This is a genomic window from Mesorhizobium sp. WSM4840 (genome assembly GCF_055811755.1).
Window position 1 is genome coordinate 41826 of record NZ_JBVVQD010000009.1, and the last position, 22795, is coordinate 64620.

The window sequence follows — 22795 nt, forward strand, 5'->3', positions numbered from 1 at the left end:
GGAGGCGGCATCGGCCTGCTCAATTGTGTTTTGACTATTTGGCTGCACGGGCGCGTATAATATCAGGTTCGCCCCGGTTGGGCGGACTAAACTCAGGGAGGATGTTATGAAGATGAATCGACGTAATGCTCTTGCCCTTGGTGCCACCTCGTTGGCGGCCCCGCTACTGGTCGCAAAGCCCACTTCGGTAGCGGCCAAGACCTACGGTCCGACTGATGGCAAAGAGATTTTTCCCGGCGTTCGACTCGTCGAACTGGGAACACGGGACTCCCATATCAAGGGGTACAAGAAAATCGCCATGGAAGACGTAGTGTATCAGCCAAAGGGAACTAGTCCGCTGGGTGATGTTATGGCTGACGACATGGTCTGCACGGTCACTGAAGGCGAGCTGCAAGTCACGGCCGGGGAAATGCAGTTCACGGCCAAGGAAGGCGACGTGTGGAGCTGCGGCAAGGGTAGCACGAAGGAGGCGGCGACGAACAACGGAACGGTGGTCGCTGTGATGCGGGTGATTAACCTGAAGGTTGCATAAAGTTGCCTGTGAAGATGGCCGGCGTCGCATGTGGACGAAGCTTCAAGGCCGTTTTAGCAATCCTGAAACAAAAGGCGGATTGGACCGTTTGCAATCTGCCAGCACTCTGGCGACTCCAGTAGACCTTCCCGCTGGCTTCGGCTGGCGGCTTTTTGCGGTGCGCCATGAGAGAAACGGCCCGATCGGGCGTCAACCCGCGTCGCTGGCAGTAGCTCGGCGATGCGGCGGCTTGAATCCAGTGGGAGCTGATCTACCCGAGCTTGTCAAATAGTGGGCGTTTGGCCGGGCCGGTGAACTTTGCGTTGTCGCGTCTTCGAGACACAAACGGCGTTCTAGTCTTCATCCCAAAAATCCTGCAGCGAGGCATGCCGATCTGAATTAACCTGCTACTGGTTAAAACTTGTGCGGCTTATAGCCCGGCCTTTTAAATGGAGGAAAACGCGGCCTCGACGAAGTCCCTGCCAAAAGTCGCATCATGGCCGATCATCCCCGGCTTGACCCCTGTGTCGCCGTCTCTTCATCCGCTCGGTAGCGCCGCGTGCCAAGGCTATCATCGAGACGGTCGAGCGGCTAAGCCGGTGTCCAAACGACGCTACTCCTCGTCACCGAAACCAAGCAGCGAGGCATGGCGTATGTGGCTGTGATCGCCGCGGAGATGCTTGATGCGCAGCTTGACGCCAGGAGCGACCCATTGCGTCGCCGGCCGCTTTTTCATGGCCTCTGGCGGCGGCCTGGCGTGGTCCCGAACCCGCTTCAACAGCCGCTCCTTCATGTCGCGGCCCAGGCTGATGAGGGCGGAACCGACATATTTCCCGGTGCCGGGCTGCGCCAAAAGGGCGAAGGCCGCCTTGCCAGGCTCGCGCTCGACGCCCAGCAGTTCGAATTCGTCGACCGTGAAGCTCTTGGTCTTCAGCCAGTTCGAGGTCGGGCCGCTGCGATATTTGCTGTCGGGGCGCTTCGAGACAATTCCCTCAAGCTCGACCTGATCGACGAGATAGAAGACAGACTTCGCGTCACCAGGCATGGCCTCGCTGAACTGGATCCGGCTGTTCGGCTTGATGATGCCGTGGAGAATTTCGCGGCGCGCCTTGCAGCCGATGTCACGCAGATCATGGCCGTTCAGATGCATGATGTCGAATGCGACGAGATACATGCCATAGGGATTGTTGTGGACGGCGTTCTGGAGCGCGTTGAAGTCGGGCATTCCGGCCTTGTCGGTGATGACCGCTTCGCCGTCGATGATGGCGTTCTCGACCTCGAGCTCCCCCGCGGCTTCCACAATGCCCAGATATTTGCGCGTCCAGTCCTTGCCGGTTTTGGTGAAGACGCGAATATCTTCGGGGCTGTTGATGACGACCTGGGAGCGGTAGCCATCCAGCTTGATCTTATGAATCCAATTGTCACCCTCGGGCGGCTTGGCCACCAGTTGGGGCTCCATCGGAAGTATGAACTCTAGCCGGCCGGTGCCGGCACCTCCCCGCCTGCGCATGGAACCTAGTCTAGGTCACCGGCGTATATTAGCCATAGTTAACATAACGAAATTCAAAAAAGGACGTGCGATATGGCAGACGACAAAACCAAACGCGACTTCCGTGACCGCAGCAAGATATCGGCGGACGATGATTATGAGGTGAACTTTTTCGCTCTGCAGAACAACATCAGGCCGGTGCAGGTGCGCGAACTGATCCGCAAGCACGGCAACGATCGGGCAACCCTGACCGAGGCCGCGAAGGCATTGCCGGCACAATGATGACCAAACTTTCAGACCTGAGGCCGCCGATCGCCGGCTGGTCGTTGGCTATCCCGTACGATAGGCAGAAAAAGCCCGCGCCCCGTGGAGGGGAAGAGGACGCGGGCTGATCGGAGGGACGATCCGATCTTGCAGCATGTCTGCACAGGAAATAATGCCGCGGAAGCTGAACTTTCTAAGCCTTTGTTCCAACGCAAAAAACCTGCCGCACCTTTCGCCAAGCCGGTCAATGAGGCCTGGATATCAATCCCTATTGGGCCGCACCTAAATTCCAGATGTCCCGATGCAGGCGCCATGTCCTGTCGTCGCCCTTTTTCCAGACGACGATGTACTTGCCTGCAACGGTGGAGAGGGCGCCGTCTTTGCTCGGCACATCGAGCGTAAATGCGCCAACTTCGTAGGCGAGGTTCGCGCTCTCTTCCACTTCCACTGCCTTCAGGGTGAGATTCTTCATCCCGCCTTTGATCGCGCCCTGCCAGAATTCTTCCACGCCCTTGCGGCCATCGACGCGCTTGCCGTCGGGCGGCAGCACCGCAGCGTCCTCCGTATACAATTGACCCACCGCCGCCGCGTTTCCGCTGTTGAAGGCGTCCGTGAATTTCGTCAGCGCCGCTTCGATGTCCTCGCGAGCCGACTGGGCGGCCGCAGACAATGCAGAGGAAAGAAGCAGCACAGCAGCAAATGCAAATGACTTAACCAGTCTCATTTCGTCCTCCCTTTGCGTGATCGACATATCTATGAATAGCACGCCCAACCCGAGCGCGCCGCCGCGCCCGCTCAATCGGCCAGACCATGATGTATATTAGGCATATCTAAACCATGATTTACATTAGGCTTATCTAATATTATGGCGCAAGCGCCAGACGCTCTCAGCCCACAACCCCGATCGGCCCGCTTCCTCCGCCAGAGGCGCGCGCTTGGTTCAGCAAGGTCCCGACGCCGTTCAGTGTGGAACCGCAGGTATTCCCGAGACTGAGCGCGCCGTTTCGACGGAGAAGACCACGAAGGCAAAGATCAGCACGCTGACAGCGACGATCATCGAGCCCGTGGCGACGATCGGCTCGAGGGCCGGATTTCCATGCAGCATCACGTAGAGCCGGTAACATCACGACCAGGCCAAGATTGTAGACGCCGTAATGGACCATCGCGATCCTGCGGGCGGCTTTTGTCGGGTTCAGGGCGTAGTACCCCCCGGAATATTGCACTTGTGACCCATCCCAGAAGACTGATGTGTGCGTGAGCCGGGTAAGCACCGTGATTGCCTGAAATTGCCATCTGCAGGCCGGCTGCGATTCCCAAGATAAGAAAGACGATCGCTGTCTTGAAAAAGAGTTCCGAGATTTTCGGCTATCTTGTCCTCCCAAGCCGTTGCTGGCGGCCCGGCAGCCTATGGGGGTGACCGGCCAGCCACCGGGCCTGACCGGCTTGCGCCGGCTGACGAAAACATGCACTCACGCTAATGTAATTGCAACATCGACATGGTCGCCATACCGGCGAAAGACGCTAGCCATGACGCCGTAGGTGATCGACAAGGGCGCGCAGCTTCGGCGCGACGTTGCGACGGCTCGGATAATAGAGGTAGAAGCCGGCAAAGCGCGGGCAATAGTCCTCGAGAACTGGCACCAGCTCGCCCCGATCGATCCACGGGCGAAAGCTCTCCTCCATGCCGAAGGTGACGCCGGCGCCGGCGATGGCCAGCTTTATCATCAACGCCATGTCGTTGGTCGTGATCTCCGGCGCAACGGCGACGCTGAACTCCTTGCCGTTCTCGGCGAATTCCCAACGATAGGGCGCGACCTTCGGTGCGCGGCGCCAGCCAATGCAGCGATGGCCGGCGAGTTCCCTCGGATGCGAAGGGGCCCCGCACCGACCGCGATAGGCCGGCGCGCAGACAGCCAGCTGCCGCTCGTCACCGGCGACAGGCACCGCGATCATGTCCTGCTCGACCACTTCGCCGAGCCTGACGCCGGCATCGTATCCCTCGGCGACGATGTCGAATTCCTCGTCCGTCACCGTGATGTCGATCTGAACCTCCGGATGGGCTTCGGCAAAGCTCGCCAGGAATGGCCCTGAAAGAAAGCGCTCGGCGATCGACGAGACGGCGAGCCGCAACTGCCCGCGCGGACGCCCGCGCAGGTCCCCGGTGGTCTCCATCGCGGCGCGCATGTCGGCAATGGCGGGCGCTATCTCGGCGTAGAGGCGTTCGCCAGCCTCGGTCAGGCTGACGCTTCGCGTCGTGCGCTGGACAAGAGCGATACCGAGCGTCTCTTCCAGGCGCTTCATCGTCTGGCTCACCGCCGAGCGGGTGACGCCCATGCGGTCCGCAGCCGCGCGAAAGCTCCGCTCCTCGGCCACGAGGGCGAACACCGCAAGCGCATTGAGATCCGGCTGCATTGGTTAGCTGTTCTTTCCATGCTGCGAACAAATGGTCGTCTTATCGCAACAGTGGAACAGATCCATCTTGGTGGCAACCGCCTGCATGGCGGTTCGCAAGATCAACCAGACGGAGACGAAACATGTCCCTCAACAAAGTTGTGCTCATTACCGGGGCTTCGAGCGGCATTGGCGCCGCCATCGGCCGGGAGCTCGGTGCTGCCGGAGCAAAGGTCATGCTCGGTGCGCGCCGCACCGATCGGCTGGACACGCTCGCAGAAGAGATCAGGGCAAACGGCGGGGAGGCAATGACACGCCGCCTGGACGTGACCGACCGCGCCGATGTCGCCGCCTTTGCCGAAGCGGCGCGCCGGGCCTGGGGACGCGTCGACGTGATCGTCAATAATGCCGGCGTCATGCCGTTGTCGCTGATGGCGTCGATGAAAGTCGATGAATGGGACCGAATGGTCGACGTCAACATCAAGGGCGTGCTCTACGGCGTTGCCGCGGTGCTGCCGGAGATGACGGCCCGAGGCTCCGGCCACGTTGTCAACATCGCCTCCATCGGCGCGCTTTCGGTGTCGCCGACAGCCGCTGTCTATTGCGCAACCAAACACGCGGTCCGCGCGATCTCCGATGGCTTGCGGCAGGAGCACGACAACATCCGCGTCACGTGCATCCATCCCGGCGTGGTCGAGAGCGAACTCGCCGACACGATCACCGATCCGGTGGCGGCGGCAGCGATGAAGACTTATCGCGCCATTGCGCTGCAGCCCGACGCGATTGGCCGTGCCGTTCGCTTCGCCCTCGAACAGCCGGACGATGTCGACGTGAACGAGATCGTCATACGACCGACAGCCAGCAAGTAGGGAGGCAACAATGGATTTTCGTTTTCACAGCTCGTATAGCGCGATTGCCGTCGCGTTGCTGCACGGCGCGGTCCCTCAAACCGCCAAATCGCAGACGATGGAAGAGCGACTGCAACGCGGCGATGCCGTCGTCAGGAGCCTGAACAATGGCGCTCCGCAGCCTGCGCTGGAACGCAGAGACAGGAGTTTCCGTTTCTGGCCTGAGCAACCCAAGGCTATGCGCTCGGCGACGTCCGGTCCCGTCCGGGGCTCGACAACCGCACACGCCAACTCGCCGCCGTCGCGGTATTCGCAGCCATGGGCGAGACTGCGTTCATAAGAATTCATGCCGGTTATGCGCTCAATATCGGCGTGTCCGAGGAAGAGCTGAAGGAAGTCATCTACATGGTGACGGTTCCGGCCGGATTCCCCCGCGCGATCGCAGCATCGCAAGCGCTCTCCGAGCTGTTCACCGAGCGTCGCGCCGCTCCCGGCAAACAGCCCTGAGGAGCTGTCCATGAAACAGATTTCGATACTTGCCGCTGCCGTGCTTGTTGCCGGGGCGGCCGTCTTACCCATGCAGAAAGGTCACGCCCGGATGAATGTCGAGCAAAATACAGTTACCCAACCTTCGGCAAGCCATCCCTATGTCGGGATGTGGGTCACGGCCGATGGCCATATCCGCCACGACTTGCTTCCAAACGGTCGCTATGACGAAGCGCGCGGAAGCCGTGAGAGCGCGTACCAGGGGCGCTATGAGATCCGAGGAAATCACATCGACTATTGGGACGACACCGGCTTTACCGCTGACGGAACGTTCATTGGCGGCGTGCTGCATCACGCCGGTATGATCTTGTATCGGGAGAAGTAGTGACGTTCGTCGAGTCTCGACAAAAACGTTACCGCTGCACCATATGTCATTGGTGCGAAGCCGGTCTCCCGGCGCACCTGTCACCGTACTGCTCGCGCCTGGCGTGCAGATAACGCCTGCCTCCTTCCCGCCGCATTTCGCACACGCGCTGCTGCAACTCACATACAGCGACTCCTCGGCGGTCAGGAAGTCGGCAAGAGTCACGCGCGCAAAAAGGAACCAGGATCACCGCCACAACCGAACGGTGCATTTGCCTCCGTGTGTTGCGCCGCAGTTACAGTTAAGCCACAACCTTTTGTGGTAGTCCATTCTTGGTCACTTCCTTTTAACACAGGCATCAGTCCATGAAGAAAATCGTGTTTGCCACTACGTTCCTTTTCAGCGGTGCGGCCTTGGCCCTGATTCCGGTTCCGGCCTTCGCGGCCGATGCAATTGTTTACGAGCCCGCGCCGGCTGCGGCCGTTGCCTACGACTGGAGCGGCCTTTATATCGGTGTTCAGGGCGGCTATCTCTGGGGGCAGGCAGATCACAGCTACTCCAACGGTGCGCCAAGTGACGATTCCGATCCCGATGGCTTCATTGGTGGCGTCCATGTCGGGTACAATTGGCAATCCGGTTCTTTTGTCTACGGTGTCGAGGGTGATTTCGAAGGCGGTAGCGTGGATGGCAGCTTCGAAAACACAGCCGGACTGACATCTGTTGGAACCAGCGAATTGAACTGGCAGGGCTCGATCCGCGCAAGGCTCGGCTACGCATACGATAAGGCGCTTCTCTATGTTACCGGCGGCTGGGCGATTGGCGATTTCGACTTCGGTGGCGGCCCCTTCCCGCTTCCTGTCAGCGGGGACTATTCGGATACGCTCAACGGCTGGACGATCGGTGCCGGCGGCGAGTGGGCCTTCAACGAACATTGGACCGCGCGACTGGCGTATCGGTATACAGACTTCGGAGAAGCCTCGGGCAATTTGGCTCCGGGATTCCCGGATGTCGATATGCCGGTTGACCTAACCACCCACGCGGTGAGGGTCGGCGTCAGCTACAAGTTCTGATCCTTTGGGGACGCAAGGGAAACCCCGGCCTAGCGGCCGGGGTTTTCGTTTGGGCTCGAATAGCTATCACCGCCTCAACATCCGCACCGCCACAACTTGCTTCCAAACGGTCGCTATGACGAAACGCGCGGAAACCGTGAGAGCGCATACCAGGGCCGCTATGAGATCCGAGGAAATCACATCGACTATTGGGACGACACCGGCTTTACCGCGGACGGAACGTTCATTGACGGCGTTCTGCACCAGGCAGGCATGATCTTGTATCGGGAGAGCTAGCCGACGTTCGTCGAATCTCGATAAAAAGGTTTCGCATCGTGCCGCTGCACCATATGTCATTTGGTGCGACGCCAAAAAGGAGCCCACCTTGCCTACCGAACCACGTTCTCCACGGCTTGCAGTGCTGATCGACGCAGACAATGCCTCGGCCAAGATTGCCGACGGGTTGTTCGAGGAAATCGCAAAGATCGGCGAGGCGAGCGTTCGTCGCATCTATGGCGATTTTTCCAGCACCCGTTCGAAGGCATGGGCCGATGTGCTGTCGAAGCATGCGATCATCCCGCAGCAGCAATTCGCCTACACCACCGGCAAGAACGCATCCGACATCACGCTCGTCATCGACGCGATGGACCTTCTCCACAGCGGGCGGTTCGAAGGCTTCTGCCTGGTGTCGTCCGACAGCGATTTCACCCGCCTTGCAGCTCGCATCAGGGAACACGGGATCGACGTGTATGGGTTTGGCGAGCAGAAGACACCGGAGAGTTTCCGGCAGGCATGCCGCCGGTTCGTATACACCGAGAACCTGCTTGCGACCGCACCAGCCAACGCTCAGGATGCGGCGCCGACGAAATCTTTGCAGCCGCCCAGCGCCGCGACGCCGATCATCACCAAGGTCATTTCACAGATGGGAAACGAGGACGGCTGGGTGCCGCTCGGCATCGTAGGCAATCAGCTCGCCAATCTGGCATCGGACTTCGATCCGAGAACCTTCGGCTTTCGCAAGCTGAGCGATCTCGTGCGGAAGACCAATGCCTTTGAGATCGATCATCCCGAGGGCGGAGCGATGCGTATAAGGGTCAAGCCAGCTGCGAGGAGCCGAGAGAAATCGAAGTCGGCAGCGTCGCGCTGAGCCTGCAAAAAGGCAACTGTCCCCGGTCCGATTGGCCTCTGGTCGGACCACTATTTCGCTGGCGGAAACCGCCATTCGGCGTATCATTCTCGTCGGAGGGGGGTTCATGGCGGAGGAGGCCGATGAACATCGTTTCGAGAGTGCCTGTCGTGACGGCCCAGGAACTTGTTTCATCTGCGCTTTCAAAATTTCGCGCTGGCGACACCATATCGACCAGAGCCGCAATAGACGCCATCCGCCGGGCAGCCCCGGCTTGTGAGGACAGCGACGACCATCTGGTCGAGCTTGTCGTGATGACCGCAATTGGTAGGACCATGGGGGTCGTGTTCGACCATCGGTCCCGCTAATGCATGTCGCCCTGCGCCCAATCAGCTTGCGCACTGTCGGAACTAAAGCGCGTCGCGTTTGATCGGCCTCATGCGACGCGCTTCAGGTTGCTGTTTTATGCATGTCGTTATCGCAAAACCGCTGCACACCCTCGGGTCAGGGCCCGAGGGCATGCTTTTGCGCGACATGCATTAGGGCGGCGACGTAAGCCACTCAGTAACCATGAATTGTGATCGGGATGGATCACGCCATTCGTCATCGGAACGGATAGTCCCGCTGCGCCGTTGCTGTCCTTGGAGTCAAGGAGTGGCGGTAATGCGTGATGAACAATTCGACGTTCCGGTGACGATCGAGAGCGAACGGGTCGGCCGCCCTCTCTCTGTGACGAGGACGGTCCAGGCGGCCTCGCTGCTGGTCGACAAATGGCCAGACGAAAAGCGCGGGCCGAAATATCGCGCGGCCTTGAAAGCCATGATGGACGCGATGGAGCAGCGACGGGCGGTTGGCAGTGCGCGGCGGGCATTCACGGCCGCCGCCAAGGAAGCCCATGTGTTTGTGCGCGAAGGCCGGCACTAAAGCGCATCACGTCTGAAGAGATTCGTGCGACGCGCTTTTAGTTCTTGTTTTTGCATGTCGTTGTCCCAAGCCGCTGCGCACTTTTGGGCGACATGCATTGCTGTTGTTTATGCATGTCGTTGTCCCAAAACCGCTGCGCACTTTTGGGCGACATGCATTAAGGAACCTCACGAAATCTCCGTCGTTATGCTCTAGGTCGAAACGAGGAGAACTGCCATGCCCGACGACAAGACCAAGACCGACAACCGCGATCGCTCACAAGTTGCCGGCGACGAAGACTATGAGGTGAGGCATCTCGCCGAGGAAGCCGGCATTACTCCCAAACAGGCACGCACCTTGATCAAGCGCCACGGCACCGATCGCAGGGTGCTGAACGAAATCGCCGAGAGCATAAAGGCGTCGTGATGTCTGACAAGCGGACCACAATGGCGGATCGGAAGAAACGCGAACCGGACGACAAGGAGGCCCTGCGCCTGGCCGAGACCACCGACGTTTCGCCCAACCAGGCGAAGGATCTGATGCGCAAGCACGGCAAGGACCGCGCCAAGGTCGAGAAGGAAGCGAAGAACTTCAAGGCCGAAGGCTGAGCCGCCGATTTGGCGGAGCGTCTGCCCTCGCCGTATCCCCGCATCACCGTCGCACGCGCCCGGCCATCCGTACGCTTCGCTTATCTGGCGTCGCGGGCCGGCAATCCTGAGCGGCTTATCAATTTTCTAACAAATTCGGCCTATTCCCGTTCTAATCATGGGAGCTGGGCTTTTGGCGCAAACAGAGAAAATCGCTGCGCGACGCGCCGTCGCGCTGTCGGTTGTCGTGCCGTGCTACAATGAAATCGGCGGGGTCGCCGAACTTTACCGGCGCGTCACAGCCGTTTGCCGTGAACAAGCGGGGCTTTCCTACGAGATCGTGCTGGTCATCGACGGAGCCACCGACGGCACCCGCGAGGCCATTTTCGAACTCGCCAAGCAGGACAGCCACGTCGTCGGCATAGACCTCGCCCGAAATTACGGCCACCAGATTGCGCTCAGCGCCGGCCTGGAGTTTTGCCGCGGCCAGCGCATTCTCATTCTCGATGCCGACCTCCAGGACCCGCCGGAATTGCTCAAAGCCATGATGGCAAAGATGGATGAGGGGTTCGACGTCGTCTATGGCCAGCGGCTGAAGCGCCAGGGCGAAGGCTGGTTCAAGCGCGCAACCGCCGCATTGTTCTACCGGCTGCTGCGCAAGATGGTCGACGTCGACATGGCGCTCGATTCCGGGGATTTTCGCCTGATGAACCGCCGCGCGCTCGATCATCTCAATGCGATGCCCGAGCGTTACCGCTTCATTCGCGGCATGGTGAGCTGGATCGGCCTCAAGCAGGTGGCCTTTGCCTATGAGCGGCACCAGCGCTTCGCAGGCACCACGCATTACCCATTGAAGAAGATGGTGCTTCTGGCAATGGATGCGATGACGAGCTTTTCCATCGTGCCCCTGCGGTTCGCCTCGCATCTCGGTATGATCTTCGGCTTTCTCGGGCTTGCTGCGCTCGGCTACACGCTCTTCTCATGGTTCGCCGGCAGCGTGTTGCCCGGCTGGACCAGCCTGGCGGCAATCGTCCTGATCCTCGGCAGCGTCCAGCTTCTGGTCCTTGGGATTTTCGGGGAATATCTCGGGCGCATGTATATGGAGACCAAGCGACGGCCGCTCTACCTCATAAACGAGATCGCTGCCCATGATCCTGCCGCCGGGAAGCTGCCGGTCCATCACCTTCAGGAAATGGCCCATGAACTGACGAAGGGAGCCGCGCGTGCTTCAGGCCGAGTTTGACCAGTTCGCGCTGGAGTATCAGCAGCAGCATGCCGCAAGTATCCGGCTGAGCGGCGAAACCCCGGATTTCTTCGCGCAGTACAAGATCGACGATGTCGCGGCAAGGCTCGCCCGCTCAGGCGTGAAGCCACGGCGGATACTCGACTTCGGCGCGGGTGTCGGCAATGCGCTGGGACCTATGCGCGCCGCATTTCCCGACAGCGAAATCACCTTGCTCGACCCCTCCTCGCAGTCGCTCGACATCGCCCGCACGCGCTTTCCCGGCCAGGCCGATTTCAGGCACTTCGACGGCGAAACGATCCCTTACGACGACGCGAGTTTCGATCTCGCCTTCGCCGCCTGCGTGTTCCATCACATCCCCGAAAACCTCCATGTCGCCCTGATCAAGGAGATCGAGAGAGTGCTGACGGGCGGTGGCAGCTTCTTTTTGTTCGAGCACAATCCCTGGAATCCGCTGACGACGCACGCGGTGCGAAACTGCGCTTTCGACGCGAACGCAATCCTGATCAACAGCCGTGATGTGCGCAAGCGAATGGCTGCGGCCGGCTTCTCCAAATCCGACGTCGTCTACCGGATCTTTTTCCCACGCGTGCTCGCAAGATTGCGACCCTTGGAGCGCTTCCTGACCAGGATGCCTATGGGAGCCCAATATTTCGTGCATGCGATCAAGCCTGCCGTTTGAGCGGACGCCCTGCCCTCGGATGAGCGACAAGCTGAAACCGCCAATCGATCTGCCGCAGAGCGGACTGGAGCTATGAAATGAACGGGATTCAGGCGACCGTAGCGACCGTTGCGACCGCGTCGTCGCTCAACGACGCGCAGCGGGCCAGAGTGATGTTCTGCCTGCTCGTCGCGCCTCTCGTGGCCTTCGCGCTTTCCGCCCACACCCAGGCCATCCTGCAGGACCCCGACTGCTGGTGGCAGGTCAAGGTTGGGCTCGATCTGCTGGCAAATCGTACGTTCCCGGTTGTCGACAGCTATTCTCACACTTTCGCCGGACACCCGTGGATCGCCAAGGAATGGCTTGGACAGGTTCTCCTTGCGCTCGCCTACACGGCAGGTGGCTGGAACGGCGTGGCGGTGCTGATCATCTCAACCATCGCCCTGATGGGCGCGCTGCTGTCATGGTATCTCAGCACCTGGTTGAGACCGATGGCGGCAGTGGGACTGGCCTTGTTCGGGGCGGCCATGATCTCCCCGATCTACACCGCGCGTCCGCACATCTTCACCTTGCCCATCATCGTGATCTGGACCGCAATGCTTTTTCGCGCAGCGCGCAATGAGCAGGGACCGCCTCTTTGGCTGCTTGCCCTGCTTGTCCTGTGGGCCAATCTCCACGCGACCTTTACCATCGGCTTCGTCATCGCGGCTTTCGCCGGCCTCGATGTTCTTGTGCGAACCCGCCTGTCCAACCCCGTACTCCTTGGCAAATGGGTTGCCTTCGGGCTGCTCTGCCCGGTGGTCAGCTTGATCAATCCCTATGGCATCAAGGCCATCCTTGCCACTTTCACCGTAGCCTATGGCAATGAAGCGGTTCCCTTGATTATCGAGTGGAAACCGTTCGACGCCTCGGATCAACGGTTCCAGGAGGTGGGTATCCTACTGTTCGTTTTCGCGCTGCTTGTGTCGAGACTTCGCATCGGCTGGGCGAAGGCGCTGTTCATCGTCTTTGCCTTGCATATCTATCTCACCCATTTGCGCTTCATGTACCTGTTCTTTCTGCTGGTCCCGATCGTGCTTGCGGCCGAGATTGCGGAGCAATATCCCGCGCTCTCCCTGGCGAAATGGATGTCCGACAGGCGCGACGGGCTGGAACGGTTTTTCGCGGAGCGATTTTACCAGATTTGCGGCGTGGCAGGCGTTTTGCTGGTGGCTACAACCGCAATGCACACGAGCGCCTATCCGGTCGCGCCGAGTCAGAAGACTTCGGCCAAGGATGCGCTTGCATTCGTCGAAAGCCATCATCTGTCAGGCAATGTCCTGAATTCCTACAACTTTGGCGGCAGCTTGATTTTCCATGGAATCAAGACATTCATCGACGGCCGGACAGATCAGCTCTTTCTCAACGGCTTTATGAAGACAGATGCCGAGACAGGACGCAGCGGTGGAAAGCCTGTCCTCGAAGCGCAGCTCGGGAAGCATGCGATAGACTGGGCCTTGCTGACGCCGGACGATAGCCGCATTCCATTCTTCGATGAATTGGGCTGGAAGCGGGCGTATGCGGACGACTACGCCGTGATCTATACGCGCGATCGCTGATTTTCGGCAGCTTCGCGCCGGCGCGCGACTTGTCTTTAAACGCCGTGCGCTGAGATCATCACGGCAAAATCCCTATAGGATTTTTATTTCTTTCCTCTTTGCCCCGGCTCGAACCTTTATGGGGTTTTGATCCATATCCCGTCGGGAAGGACTTATCTCGTTCGCCATTGCCGTCGCGACCGAGTGTCTTCACATGACCTCAACCCTGCCGGCTGCAGGCAAGGCAGTGCAAAACGAAAATAAGGAGCAAGTCCGATGGACATCATCGTTCTCGGAATAGGGTTTTTATTTTTCGCCCTGTTCTTCGCCTTCATCAAAGCCTGCGACAGTCTTTAGGCGGAAGGACCACAACATGCTTGTCGATTACATCCTTGGTGGCGCTGTGACCTTGTTCCTTCTCGCCTACCTGACATACGCCCTCGTTCGCCCAGAACGCTTCTAACGGCAACTGGCGAAGGCACGGAAAGCTATTTCAATGACTTTCAACGGATGGATACAGATCCTCGTCTATTGCGGGATCGTCGTTTTGCTCGTGAAGCCGCTCGGCGGCTACATGTTTCGCGTTTTCAGCGGCGACCGCATATTCCTCTCGCCGATTTTGGGCCCTGTCGAGCGGAGCCTTTATCGCATCTCGGGAACCAGCGAGCGTGAGGAGCAGCACTGGACCACCTATGCGGCGGCTTTGCTGTTCTTCAACCTGGCCGGTTTCCTGGTGCTTTATTTCCTGCAGCGGCTGCAAGGCAGCCTGCCTTACAATCCGGCCGGTATGAGCGCCGTCGAACCCGGTCTCGCCTTCAACACCGCCGCCAGCTTCATGACCAACACCAACTGGCAGAACTACGGCGGCGAAAGCACGATGTCCTATCTCGTGCAGATGGCCGGCCTCACCGTCCAGAACTTCCTGTCCGCGGCGACCGGCATCGCCATCGCAATCGCGCTGATCCGCGGCTTCACCAAGGCCTCCGGCAAATCGATCGGCAATTTCTGGGTCGATATGACCCGGTGCACCCTTTACCTGCTGTTGCCGCTCTGCATCGTGCTGACGCTGGTCTATGTCTATCTCGGCATACCGCAGACGCTCAGCGCCTATATCGACGCCACAACATTGGAGGGCGCGCGGCAGACGATCGCGGTCGGGCCGGCAGCCTCGCAGATCGCCATCAAGATGCTCGGCACCAATGGCGGCGGCTTCTTCAACGCAAATGCCGCGCATCCTTTCGAAAATCCCGATGCGATCTCGAACCTGATCCAGATGGTGTCGATCTTCGCCATCGGTGCGGCGCTGACCAACGTCTTCGGCCGCATGAATGGCAACCAGCGCCAGGGTTGGACGATCTTGACCTCGATGGCCGTCCTGTTCATCGCCGGCGTCGCCGTCTGCTACTGGGCGGAAGCATCAGGCAATCCGCTGGTTCACGCGCTGGGCATCGACGGCGGCAACATGGAAGGCAAGGAAACGCGCTTCGGCATCGCTTTGTCGGCGCTGTTTGCGGTCATCACCACAGCCGCGTCCTGCGGCGCCGTCAACGCCATGCATGACAGCTTTACCGCGCTTGGCGGCATGATCCCGATCATCAACATGCAGCTCGGCGAGGTCATTGTCGGCGGTGTCGGCGCCGGTCTCTACGGCATCCTGATGTACATCGTGATCGCCGTCTTCGTCGCCGGACTGATGGTCGGACGCACGCCCGAATATCTCGGCAAGAAGATCGAGGCCAAGGAGATCAAGATGGCGATGCTCGCCATTCTCTGCCTGCCGCTGGCGATGCTGATCTTCACCGCCATCGCGGTGGTGCTGCCGACAGGCGTCGCTTCCATAGCCAATGCCGGCCCGCACGGCTTCTCCGAGGTTCTCTATGCCTACACCTCGGCTGCCGCCAACAACGGCTCGGCCTTTGGCGGCCTGACCGGCAACACGCCCTGGTACAACATCACGCTCGGCATCGGCATGCTGATGGGCCGCTTCCTGGTCATCATCCCGGCTCTGGCGATCGCCGGTTCGCTGGTCGCCAAGAAGACGGTGCCCGCCTCCGCCGGCACCTTCCCGACCGACGGGCCGCTGTTCGTCGGGCTTCTGGTCGGCGTCATTCTGATCGTCGGTGGCCTCACCTTCTTCCCGGCGCTGGCGGTCGGACCGATCGTCGAGCACCTGGCTAGCATCCACGGGCAGACATTCTGAAACCGCCCACCTTGGATCAATGTCATGTCCTGGTTCGAAACCATCCGCCGCAAGATTCGACATCGAGCCGATCAAAAGGGAGCAACCCCGCCTCCTTTCCCGACCATGTCCACGTTCTTCGCCATTGCGGCCGTCATGATCGCGATCTGGCTGCTGGCCTCCGGGCTTCCGCACCTACTTTCGGCATCCGATCGAGCGGTGCCGTCCAACACCATCGATACTGGAAGCCACTAAATGAGCCAGTCCAAATCCGCTGTTATCATGGATGCCAGCATCCTGCTGCCCGCCATCGACGGCGCCTTCAGGAAACTGAACCCGCGCACCTTGATGCGCAATCCGGTGATGTTCGTCGTCGCTGTCGTCTCGGCGCTCACGTCAGTCCTGTTCGTCAAGGATCTTGTCACGGGTGGCGGCGATCTCGGCTTCTCGCTGCAGATCATCATCTGGCTGTGGTTCACGGTGCTTTTCGCCAACTTCGCCGAAGCGGTCGCCGAAGGCCGAGGCAAGGCGCAGGCCGATTCACTGCGCAAGGCGCGCACCGAGGCCGAGGCCAAGCTGTTGAGCGGCGACGACCGCACCAAGTTCAAGCTGGTACCCGGCACCAGCCTGAAGGTCGGCGACGTGGTGCTCGTCGAGGCTGGCGACATCATTCCATCGGACGGCGAGGTGATCGAAGGCGTCGCTTCGGTCAACGAGGCGGCGATCACCGGCGAATCTGCTCCGGTGATCCGTGAATCCGGCGGCGACCGTTCGGCGGTGACCGGCGGCACGCAGGTATTGTCCGACTGGATCCGCGTGCGCATCACCGCGGCCTCCGGCCATACGTTCCTCGACCGCATGATCTCGCTGGTCGAAGGCGCCGAGCGCCAGAAGACGCCCAACGAGATCGCGCTCAACATCCTGCTCGTCGGCATGACGCTGATCTTCGTGCTGGCGACGGCGACGATCCCGAGTTTCGCCTCCTATTCGGGCGGCACCATTTCGGTGACCGTTCTGGTCGCCCTGTTCGTTACCTTGATCCCGACGACGATCGGGGCGCTGCTTTCGGCCATCGGCATCGCCGGCATGGATCGCCTGGTGCGGTTCAACGTGCTGGCGATGTCGGGCCGCGCCGTCGAGGCGGCTGGCGACGTCGACACGCTGCTGCTCGACAAGACCGGCACGATCACGCTCGGCAATCGCCAGGCGACGGCATTCCGCCCGGTCAAGGGCGTCACCGAGCAGGAGTTGGCCGACGCTGCACAGTTGGCCTCGCTTGCCGATGAAACGCCGGAAGGCCGCTCGATCGTCGTGCTGGCGAAGGAGAAATACGCCATCCGCGCCCGCGACATGGCAACACTGCATGCCGCTTTCGTGCCCTTCACCGCGCAAACGCGCATGAGCGGCGTCGACATCGATGGCTCTTCGGTTCGCAAGGGCGCGGTCGATTCGGTGCTCGCCCACGTCAATCAGTCGACCGTCGCCACGCATGGTACGCGCCCCAGCAGCGACACCGTCCGCGACCTGCAGGCGATCGCCGATGACGTCGCCAAATCCGGCGGCACGCCGCTGGCGGTCGAGCGCGACGGACGCTTGCTCGGCGTCGTCCATCTCAAGGACATCGTCAAGGGCGGCATCAGGGAACGCTTTGCCGAACTGCGCAAAATGGGGATCCGCACGGTGATGATCACCGGCGACAATCCGATGACGGCGGCGGCGATCGCGGCGGAGGCCGGCGTCGACGATTTTCTTGCCCAGGCGACGCCCGAGGACAAGCTGAAGCTCATCCGCGACGAACAGGCCAAGGGCAAGCTCGTCGCCATGTGCGGCGACGGTACCAATGATGCGCCCGCCCTTGCGCAGGCCGATGTCGGCGTTGCGATGAACACCGGCACGGTCGCCGCACGCGAAGCCGGCAATATGGTCGACCTCGACAGCGATCCGACCAAGCTGATCGAGATCGTGGAAATCGGCAAGGCGCTGCTGATGACGCGCGGCTCGCTGACGACCTTCTCCATCGCCAACGACGTGGCCAAGTATTTTGCCATCATCCCGGCCATATTCGCCGTCTTCTACATCGCGCCGGGGCAGACATCAGGTCCGCTGCAGGCGCTAAACATCATGCATCTGGCAACGCCGCAGAGCGCCATTCTCTCGGCCATCATCTTCAACGCACTGATCATCATCGCGCTGATCCCGCTATCGCTGAGAGGCGTCAGATATCGCGCGATCGGCGCGGGCGCGCTGCTCAGCCGCAACCTTGTTGTCTACGGCCTCGGCGGCATCATTGTCCCCTTCGTCGGCATCAAGGCGATCGACATGGCCATCACCGCGCTTGGCCTCGCATAAGGGAATTAAGTCCATGCTCAAGCAAATCAGACCCGCGATCACCATGATCGTTTTCTTCACCATCCTTACCGGCCTGATCTATCCGATCGGCATGACCGGCATCGCCCAGGCCTTGTTCCCGCGCCAAGCCAATGGCAGCCTGATCGAGAGGGACGGCAAGGTCGTCGGCTCCGAACTGATCGGCCAGGCTTTTGCCAGCGAGCGCTATTTCCATGGCCGGCCGTCGGCTGCGGGCGACGGCTACGACGCCGCCGCTTCGAGCGGCTCGAACCTCGGGCCGACCAACGCCAAGCTGATCGACCGCGTCAAGAGCGATGCCGACAGGCTGGAAGCGGAAAATCCGAACCAGCCGGTGCCGATCGATCTGGTCACGACTTCAGGCAGCGGCCTCGATCCGCATATCAGCCCCGAGGCCGCCTATTTCCAGGTCGCCAGGGTGGCCAGGGCCAGGGGCGTTGATGAAGCCAGGGTTAAAGCCCTTGTCGACAGCCATGTCGAGGAGCGCGAACTCGGCTTCATGGGAGAGCCGGTGGTCAATGTGCTGGCGCTCAACCTGGCGCTGGACGAGGCCACCAAGCAATGAATGGTGGTCCGGGGATCGACACCATCCCCGACGCCATTCATGATCGATTTTGATGCCGGACGACAGCCGCAACGAAACCAGACCCTCACCCGACGCGCTGCTTGATCATGCGGAGCGGGAGGCGCGAGGTCGTCTGCGGATATTCCTGGGCGCAGCACCCGGTGTCGGCAAGACCTATGAAATGCTGATGTCGGGCCGTGCAAGATTGGCCGACCGGGTGGACGTGGTGATCGGCGTCGTCGAAACGCACGGCCGCAAGGAAACCCAGGTGCTGGTCGACGGCTATGAGGTGATTCCCCGTCGCCAGGTCGACTACAAGGGGCGCATCCTCGAGGAAATGGACCTCGATGCCATCCTTGCCCGGCGTCCGGCGCTGGTCCTCGTCGACGAGCTTGCCCACACCAACGCGCCGGGCAGCCGCCATCCGAAGCGCTATCTCGACGTTCAGGAAATCCTGTCGCACGGTATCGACGTCTACACGACGCTCAACATCCAGCATGTCGAAAGCCTGAACGATGTCGTGGCGCAGATCACGCGCGTCAGGGTGCGCGAGACGGTTCCAGACTCCATCATCGACCAGGCCGACGACATCGAGATCATCGATCTCACTCCCGACGACCTGATCAAGCGGCTCGAGGAAGGCAAGGTCTATATTCCCAGCACCGCCCAGCGCGCCATCGAGAACTATTTCTCGCCGGGCAATCTGACGGCGCTCAGGGAACTGGCGCTCCGCCGCACCGCCCAGCGCGTCGACGAGCAGTTGCTGATCCACATGCAGGCCCACGCCATACCCGGGCCCTGGGCGGCGGGGGAAAGGGTTCTCGTCTGCGTCGACGCGCGTCCGGGCGGGGCGGCCCGTGTCCGCTATGCGCGGAGATTGGCCGACCGGCTCCGCGCCCCCTGGACGGCGCTTCATGTCGACACCCCTCGTTCAGCCGGGATGTCCGAGGAGGACAAGGATCGGCTAGCGACTCTGCTGCGCCTTGCCGAGCAGCTCGGCGCCGAGGTAACGACCATTCCAGGTCAGAACGTCGCGCAGGACATCGTTCGCCATGCGACCGCGAACAACTTCACCCATATCGTGATCGGCAGGCCGACCCGATCGCGCTGGCGGGAATTGATCGAAGGCTCGCTCACCTATGATCTCATCCGCAATGCCGGCGACATCAGCGTCCATGTCATTTCGGGAAACGACCGCAACGCCGAGGCGACGTCGAGGACCGTCAAGGCAGCGGACGAGCAGTGGCAATTCGAAATCTGGCCCTATCTCAAGGCCACGGCCTATGTTGTTGGCTCGCTCGCCTTCGCCGTCCTTCTCGACCAGTTTCTCGACGTCCGCAATCTGGCGATCATCTTTCTCATCGCGGTCCTGACATCGGCGGTGACCGGCGGTCTCTGGCCAGCTTTGTATGCCTGCCTCATCAGCGCCATTGCCTTCAACTATTTCTTCTTGGAACCACGCTACACGCTGACGATCCAGGATCCGGAGAGCATCGTTGCGCTGGCTGTCTTCCTGGTTGTTGCGGTCATTGCCAGCAATCTGACAGCGAGCGTGCAGCGTCAGGCGGTTGCTGCCCGCTCGCGGGCACGCGCCACGGAAGATATCTATCTCTTCTCGAAGAAGCTCGCCGGCGCTGGCACGCTTGACGACGTGCTCTGGGCGACTGCCTTCCAGATTGCCTCTATGCTGAAATTGCGCGTCGTGCTGCTCTTGCCGGAGAACGGCTCGATCACCGTCAAGGCCGGCTATCCGCCTGACGACACGCTGGCCGAGGCCGACATCGCGGCCGCCCGTTGGGCCTGGGAGCACGATCGCCCCGCGGGCCGCGGCGCCGACACGCTTCCCGGAGCAAGACGCCTGTATCTGCCGTTGCGGACGGGGCGCACCGCCGTCGGCGTCGTCGGCCTCGACAACGACAAGCAAGGCCCGTTGCTGACGCCCGAGCAGAAGCGCCTGCTCGACGCCCTCACCGATCAGGCGGCGGTGGCCATCGAGCGCATCCAGCTTGTCGCCGACGTCGAGCGGGCCAAGCTCGAGGCCGAGGCGGACCGCCTGCGCTCGGCGCTGCTGACCTCGATTTCCCATGACCTGAAAACGCCGCTTGCCGCCATCATGGGCGCCGCCGGCACCTTGCGGGAATTTGCGCCGGCGCTTCCCGAAGCGGACCGGGCGGAGCTGCTGTCGACCGTGCTCGACGAATCGGAACGGCTGAACCGCTTCATCGCCAATTTGCTCGACATGACCAAGATCGAATCCGGTGCGATGGAGCCGAACTACGCATTCCACTATGTCGGCGACATTGTCGGCACCGCCTTGCAGCGGGCCAGGAAAATCATCGGCGAACACAAGACCGAAATGGACATTCCCACGGATCTGCCGATGTTGAGGCTCGACCCCGTCCTGTTCGAGCAAGCGCTGTTCAACCTCCTCGACAACGCCGCCAAATATGCGCCGCCAGCTTCGACGATCCGCCTGCAGGGCTGGGCCGACAATGGTTCCGTCATCCTGCAGATCATGGATGAGGGACCGGGCATTCCGCCAACGGATCTGGAGCGCATTTTCGACACGTTCCACCGGGTGCGCAAGGGCGACCAGGTCCGTGCCGGCACCGGGCTCGGGCTCTCGATCTGCCGTGGCTTCATCGAGGCGATGGGTGGGACGATTTCGGCGGCCAACAGGACCGACCGCTCGGGTGCGGTTTTCACCATCAGGATGCCGGTGCCGGCAGACCAACATGTGGACGACCCCGACATGGATGACTTGCCATGACGAACTCCAATGTCAGGATACTGGTCGTGGATGACGAACCGCCGATCCGCAAGCTGCTCCGCGTCGGCCTGGGCAGCCAGGGCTATGCGATCAGCGAGGCGCCGAATGCCAAGACGGCGATCGAACTGATGGAGACGGAGAAGCCGGACCTGATCCTGCTCGATCTCGGCCTGCCCGGCATGGGCGGCCACGAATTGCTGCGCAAATGGCGGGACGACGGCCTGGATGTTCCCGTGGTCATCCTTTCCAGCCGTACCGACGAGGCCGGCATCGTCTCGGCGCTTGAACTCGGCGCCGACGACTACCTCACCAAGCCTTTCGGCATGAACGAGCTTGTCGCGCGCATCCGCGTGGCGCTCCGCCACAAGTTCCAGCAGCAAGGCGAGAAGCCGGTCTTCCAGACCGGCGATCTCACGGTCGATCTGGTGAAGCGCATCGTCATGATCGAGGGCAGGGAGATAAAGCTCTCGCCGAAGGAATACGACATCCTGCGCATCCTCGTGCAGTACGCGGGCAAGGTTCTCACCCACCAGTTTCTTTTGAAGCAGGTCTGGGGCGATTCGACCGACGTGCAGTATCTCAGGGTCTATGTGCGGCAGCTCAGGCAAAAGATCGAGAAAACGCCCGACCAACCGCGTTACATCATCACCGAAACCGGCGTCGGATATCGTCTGCGCGAAGTCGACTGAAGCGAGGTGCGGGGCGACGCTCAATCCGCCGAGAGCTCCGCGGCGCGCGGCTGTAGCCGGTTGATGAGATTGGGAAAGCTGATCGGCTGGCCTGTGTCGACCGCAACCACATTGATTTTCAAAATGGTTGCGGCCTTGAGCAGCGGCGTGATTTTCGCGTTGAATGCCACAGGCACCAGGCAACCGACGACCTAACAAGTGCTGAACTGCAGGATGCTCTCCAATTTCCTGTCGTCGATCTCGAGATTTATCCCCTTGCCCGCCGCGCATGGGGTCGATTGGCATTGAGTCCGGCAGCTCAACCCGCCAATTCCGCTTCGGCGAGACTTTAACCATGGCATCACCAGACAGACGCCCTATATGATTGGAGGCTCAGTTTCGCGCGGGAATGGATAGATGTCGCCGCTTCGCCTGTCGACGATCTTGATGTCAGCAACCCTGGCAACAGCGATGCTGTCGGACGCGGCTGTCTCCGCGCAGAACGTCACTCCCGCCAACCGCAACGCGCCGCTGGTCCGGCAAGGCGAATTGCAAATGCTGGAGAACAGGCTGCGGCGGCAGCAATATCAGCAGCAGCAACAGCAGTTCCGTGCCCAGGATCGCGTGGTCGTGCCGCAACGGCCAGATGTGCCGCAGATGGCGCCCACTTGCCAGTTGCAGCGCTCGGGCAGCCGTTTTATCAGGACCTGCCGATGATGAGCCGGCACTTTTAGCCGACTCATATGC

The 22795-nt window shown here is 60.9% G+C and carries 25 protein-coding genes and 3 pseudogenes; 23 read left to right on the forward strand and 5 right to left on the reverse strand.

What is annotated here, in order from left to right; all coding sequences use genetic code 11:
- Positions 1 to 106: 106 nt before the first annotated feature.
- Positions 107 to 532: a hypothetical protein gene (locus tag AC0L3I_RS14310; RefSeq protein ID WP_473488005.1), complete on the forward strand. Its 426-nt coding sequence runs from the start codon at positions 107 to 109 to the stop codon at positions 530 to 532.
- Positions 533 to 1124: 592 nt separating this feature from the next.
- On the opposite strand, the gene AC0L3I_RS14315 is transcribed toward AC0L3I_RS14310, so the two are convergent.
- Positions 1125 to 1955, reverse strand: coding sequence for an ATP-dependent DNA ligase (locus AC0L3I_RS14315; RefSeq protein ID WP_473527294.1), 831 nt, complete (start codon positions 1953 to 1955; stop codon positions 1125 to 1127).
- A 138-nt stretch (positions 1956 to 2093) separates the two neighbouring features.
- On the opposite strand from AC0L3I_RS14315, the gene AC0L3I_RS14320 reads away from it, so the two are divergent.
- Positions 2094 to 2282 carry a DUF3606 domain-containing protein gene (locus AC0L3I_RS14320; protein ID WP_473527295.1) on the forward strand — a complete coding sequence of 63 codons (189 nt, stop codon included), beginning with the start codon at positions 2094 to 2096 and terminating at the stop codon, positions 2280 to 2282.
- Between the two features lie 250 nt (positions 2283 to 2532).
- Here the strand turns inward: AC0L3I_RS14320 and AC0L3I_RS14325 are convergent, their stop codons facing one another.
- The 3 genes and pseudogenes from AC0L3I_RS14325 to AC0L3I_RS14335 form a co-directional block, all read right to left on the reverse strand.
- Positions 2533 to 2988, reverse strand: a complete 456-nt coding sequence (locus tag AC0L3I_RS14325) for a YybH family protein (RefSeq protein WP_473488007.1) — start codon at positions 2986 to 2988, stop codon at positions 2533 to 2535.
- Positions 2989 to 3225: 237 nt separating this feature from the next.
- A pseudogene (locus tag AC0L3I_RS14330) lies at positions 3226 to 3623 on the reverse strand (hypothetical protein).
- Between the two features lie 162 nt (positions 3624 to 3785).
- Positions 3786 to 4676, reverse strand: coding sequence for a LysR family transcriptional regulator (locus AC0L3I_RS14335; RefSeq protein ID WP_473527296.1), 891 nt, complete (start codon positions 4674 to 4676; stop codon positions 3786 to 3788).
- A gap of 122 nt (positions 4677 to 4798) precedes the next feature.
- Here AC0L3I_RS14335 and AC0L3I_RS14340 point away from each other — a divergent pair, with 122 nt between their 5' ends.
- From AC0L3I_RS14340 to AC0L3I_RS14435, 20 genes and pseudogenes are all read left to right on the forward strand, one after another.
- Positions 4799 to 5524 carry an SDR family oxidoreductase gene (locus AC0L3I_RS14340; RefSeq protein ID WP_473527297.1) on the forward strand — a complete coding sequence of 242 codons (726 nt, stop codon included), beginning with the start codon at positions 4799 to 4801 and terminating at the stop codon, positions 5522 to 5524.
- Between the two features lie 97 nt (positions 5525 to 5621).
- A pseudogene (locus tag AC0L3I_RS14345) lies at positions 5622 to 6010 on the forward strand (carboxymuconolactone decarboxylase family protein).
- 70 nt (positions 6011 to 6080) lie between these two features.
- Positions 6081 to 6374 (forward strand): Atu4866 domain-containing protein, encoded by a 294-nt coding sequence (locus AC0L3I_RS14350; RefSeq protein WP_473488052.1) that lies wholly within the window; start codon positions 6081 to 6083, stop codon positions 6372 to 6374.
- Positions 6375 to 6718: 344 nt separating this feature from the next.
- Positions 6719 to 7423: an outer membrane protein gene (locus tag AC0L3I_RS14355; RefSeq protein ID WP_473527298.1), complete on the forward strand. Its 705-nt coding sequence runs from the start codon at positions 6719 to 6721 to the stop codon at positions 7421 to 7423.
- Between the two features lie 87 nt (positions 7424 to 7510).
- Positions 7511 to 7699: pseudogene (locus AC0L3I_RS14360) on the forward strand (Atu4866 domain-containing protein); the annotation flags it as partial.
- Positions 7700 to 7787: 88 nt separating this feature from the next.
- A complete protein-coding gene (locus AC0L3I_RS14365) occupies positions 7788 to 8549 on the forward strand; it encodes an NYN domain-containing protein (RefSeq protein ID WP_473488011.1) in 762 nt (253 codons plus the stop codon).
- A gap of 122 nt (positions 8550 to 8671) precedes the next feature.
- Positions 8672 to 8896, forward strand: a complete 225-nt coding sequence (locus AC0L3I_RS14370) for a hypothetical protein (protein ID WP_473488012.1) — start codon at positions 8672 to 8674, stop codon at positions 8894 to 8896.
- Positions 8897 to 9191: 295 nt separating this feature from the next.
- Entirely contained in the window at positions 9192 to 9452 is a 261-nt protein-coding gene (locus AC0L3I_RS14375; RefSeq protein WP_352965393.1) for a DUF982 domain-containing protein, read from the forward strand.
- A gap of 216 nt (positions 9453 to 9668) precedes the next feature.
- Positions 9669 to 9857 (forward strand): DUF3606 domain-containing protein, encoded by a 189-nt coding sequence (locus AC0L3I_RS14380; protein ID WP_473373169.1) that lies wholly within the window; start codon positions 9669 to 9671, stop codon positions 9855 to 9857.
- Positions 9857 to 10039, forward strand: a complete 183-nt coding sequence (locus AC0L3I_RS14385; RefSeq protein WP_165848837.1) for a hypothetical protein — start codon at positions 9857 to 9859, stop codon at positions 10037 to 10039. The genes AC0L3I_RS14380 and AC0L3I_RS14385 overlap by 1 nt, the downstream gene beginning before the upstream one ends.
- 172 nt (positions 10040 to 10211) lie before the next feature.
- Positions 10212 to 11261 carry a glycosyltransferase family 2 protein gene (locus tag AC0L3I_RS14390; protein WP_473488013.1) on the forward strand — a complete coding sequence of 350 codons (1050 nt, stop codon included), beginning with the start codon at positions 10212 to 10214 and terminating at the stop codon, positions 11259 to 11261.
- Entirely contained in the window at positions 11242 to 11943 is a 702-nt protein-coding gene (locus tag AC0L3I_RS14395) for a class I SAM-dependent methyltransferase (protein ID WP_473488014.1), read from the forward strand. Before AC0L3I_RS14390 ends, AC0L3I_RS14395 begins: the two co-directional genes overlap by 20 nt.
- A gap of 77 nt (positions 11944 to 12020) precedes the next feature.
- The gene (locus AC0L3I_RS14400; RefSeq protein WP_473527299.1) at positions 12021 to 13520 is read left to right on the forward strand and encodes a hypothetical protein; all 1500 of its coding nucleotides are present in this window, start codon (positions 12021 to 12023) and stop codon (positions 13518 to 13520) included.
- 352 nt (positions 13521 to 13872) lie between these two features.
- Complete coding sequence (locus AC0L3I_RS14405) at positions 13873 to 13962, forward strand: K(+)-transporting ATPase subunit F (RefSeq protein WP_036266998.1); 90 nt, start codon at positions 13873 to 13875, stop codon at positions 13960 to 13962.
- A gap of 33 nt (positions 13963 to 13995) precedes the next feature.
- A complete protein-coding gene (gene kdpA, locus AC0L3I_RS14410) occupies positions 13996 to 15699 on the forward strand; it encodes a potassium-transporting ATPase subunit KdpA (protein WP_473527300.1) in 1704 nt (567 codons plus the stop codon).
- 24 nt (positions 15700 to 15723) lie between these two features.
- Positions 15724 to 15933 carry a hypothetical protein gene (locus AC0L3I_RS14415; RefSeq protein ID WP_473527301.1) on the forward strand — a complete coding sequence of 70 codons (210 nt, stop codon included), beginning with the start codon at positions 15724 to 15726 and terminating at the stop codon, positions 15931 to 15933.
- A complete protein-coding gene (gene kdpB / locus AC0L3I_RS14420; protein ID WP_473527302.1) occupies positions 15934 to 18027 on the forward strand; it encodes a potassium-transporting ATPase subunit KdpB in 2094 nt (697 codons plus the stop codon). It abuts the gene before it with no gap.
- 13 nt (positions 18028 to 18040) lie between these two features.
- Positions 18041 to 18610: a potassium-transporting ATPase subunit KdpC gene (gene kdpC / locus AC0L3I_RS14425; protein ID WP_473527303.1), complete on the forward strand. Its 570-nt coding sequence runs from the start codon at positions 18041 to 18043 to the stop codon at positions 18608 to 18610.
- 52 nt (positions 18611 to 18662) lie between these two features.
- Entirely contained in the window at positions 18663 to 21380 is a 2718-nt protein-coding gene (locus AC0L3I_RS14430) for a DUF4118 domain-containing protein (protein WP_473527304.1), read from the forward strand.
- Complete coding sequence (locus AC0L3I_RS14435; protein WP_473527305.1) at positions 21377 to 22069, forward strand: response regulator transcription factor; 693 nt, start codon at positions 21377 to 21379, stop codon at positions 22067 to 22069. The genes AC0L3I_RS14430 and AC0L3I_RS14435 overlap by 4 nt, the downstream gene beginning before the upstream one ends.
- Positions 22070 to 22089: 20 nt before the next feature.
- Here AC0L3I_RS14435 and AC0L3I_RS14440 read toward each other — a convergent pair whose 3' ends face one another.
- Entirely contained in the window at positions 22090 to 22239 is a 150-nt protein-coding gene (locus AC0L3I_RS14440) for a hypothetical protein (RefSeq protein ID WP_473488022.1), read from the reverse strand.
- A gap of 226 nt (positions 22240 to 22465) precedes the next feature.
- Here AC0L3I_RS14440 and AC0L3I_RS14445 point away from each other — a divergent pair, with 226 nt between their 5' ends.
- Positions 22466 to 22765, forward strand: a complete 300-nt coding sequence (locus tag AC0L3I_RS14445) for a hypothetical protein (RefSeq protein ID WP_473527306.1) — start codon at positions 22466 to 22468, stop codon at positions 22763 to 22765.
- Positions 22766 to 22795 lie beyond the last annotated feature (30 nt).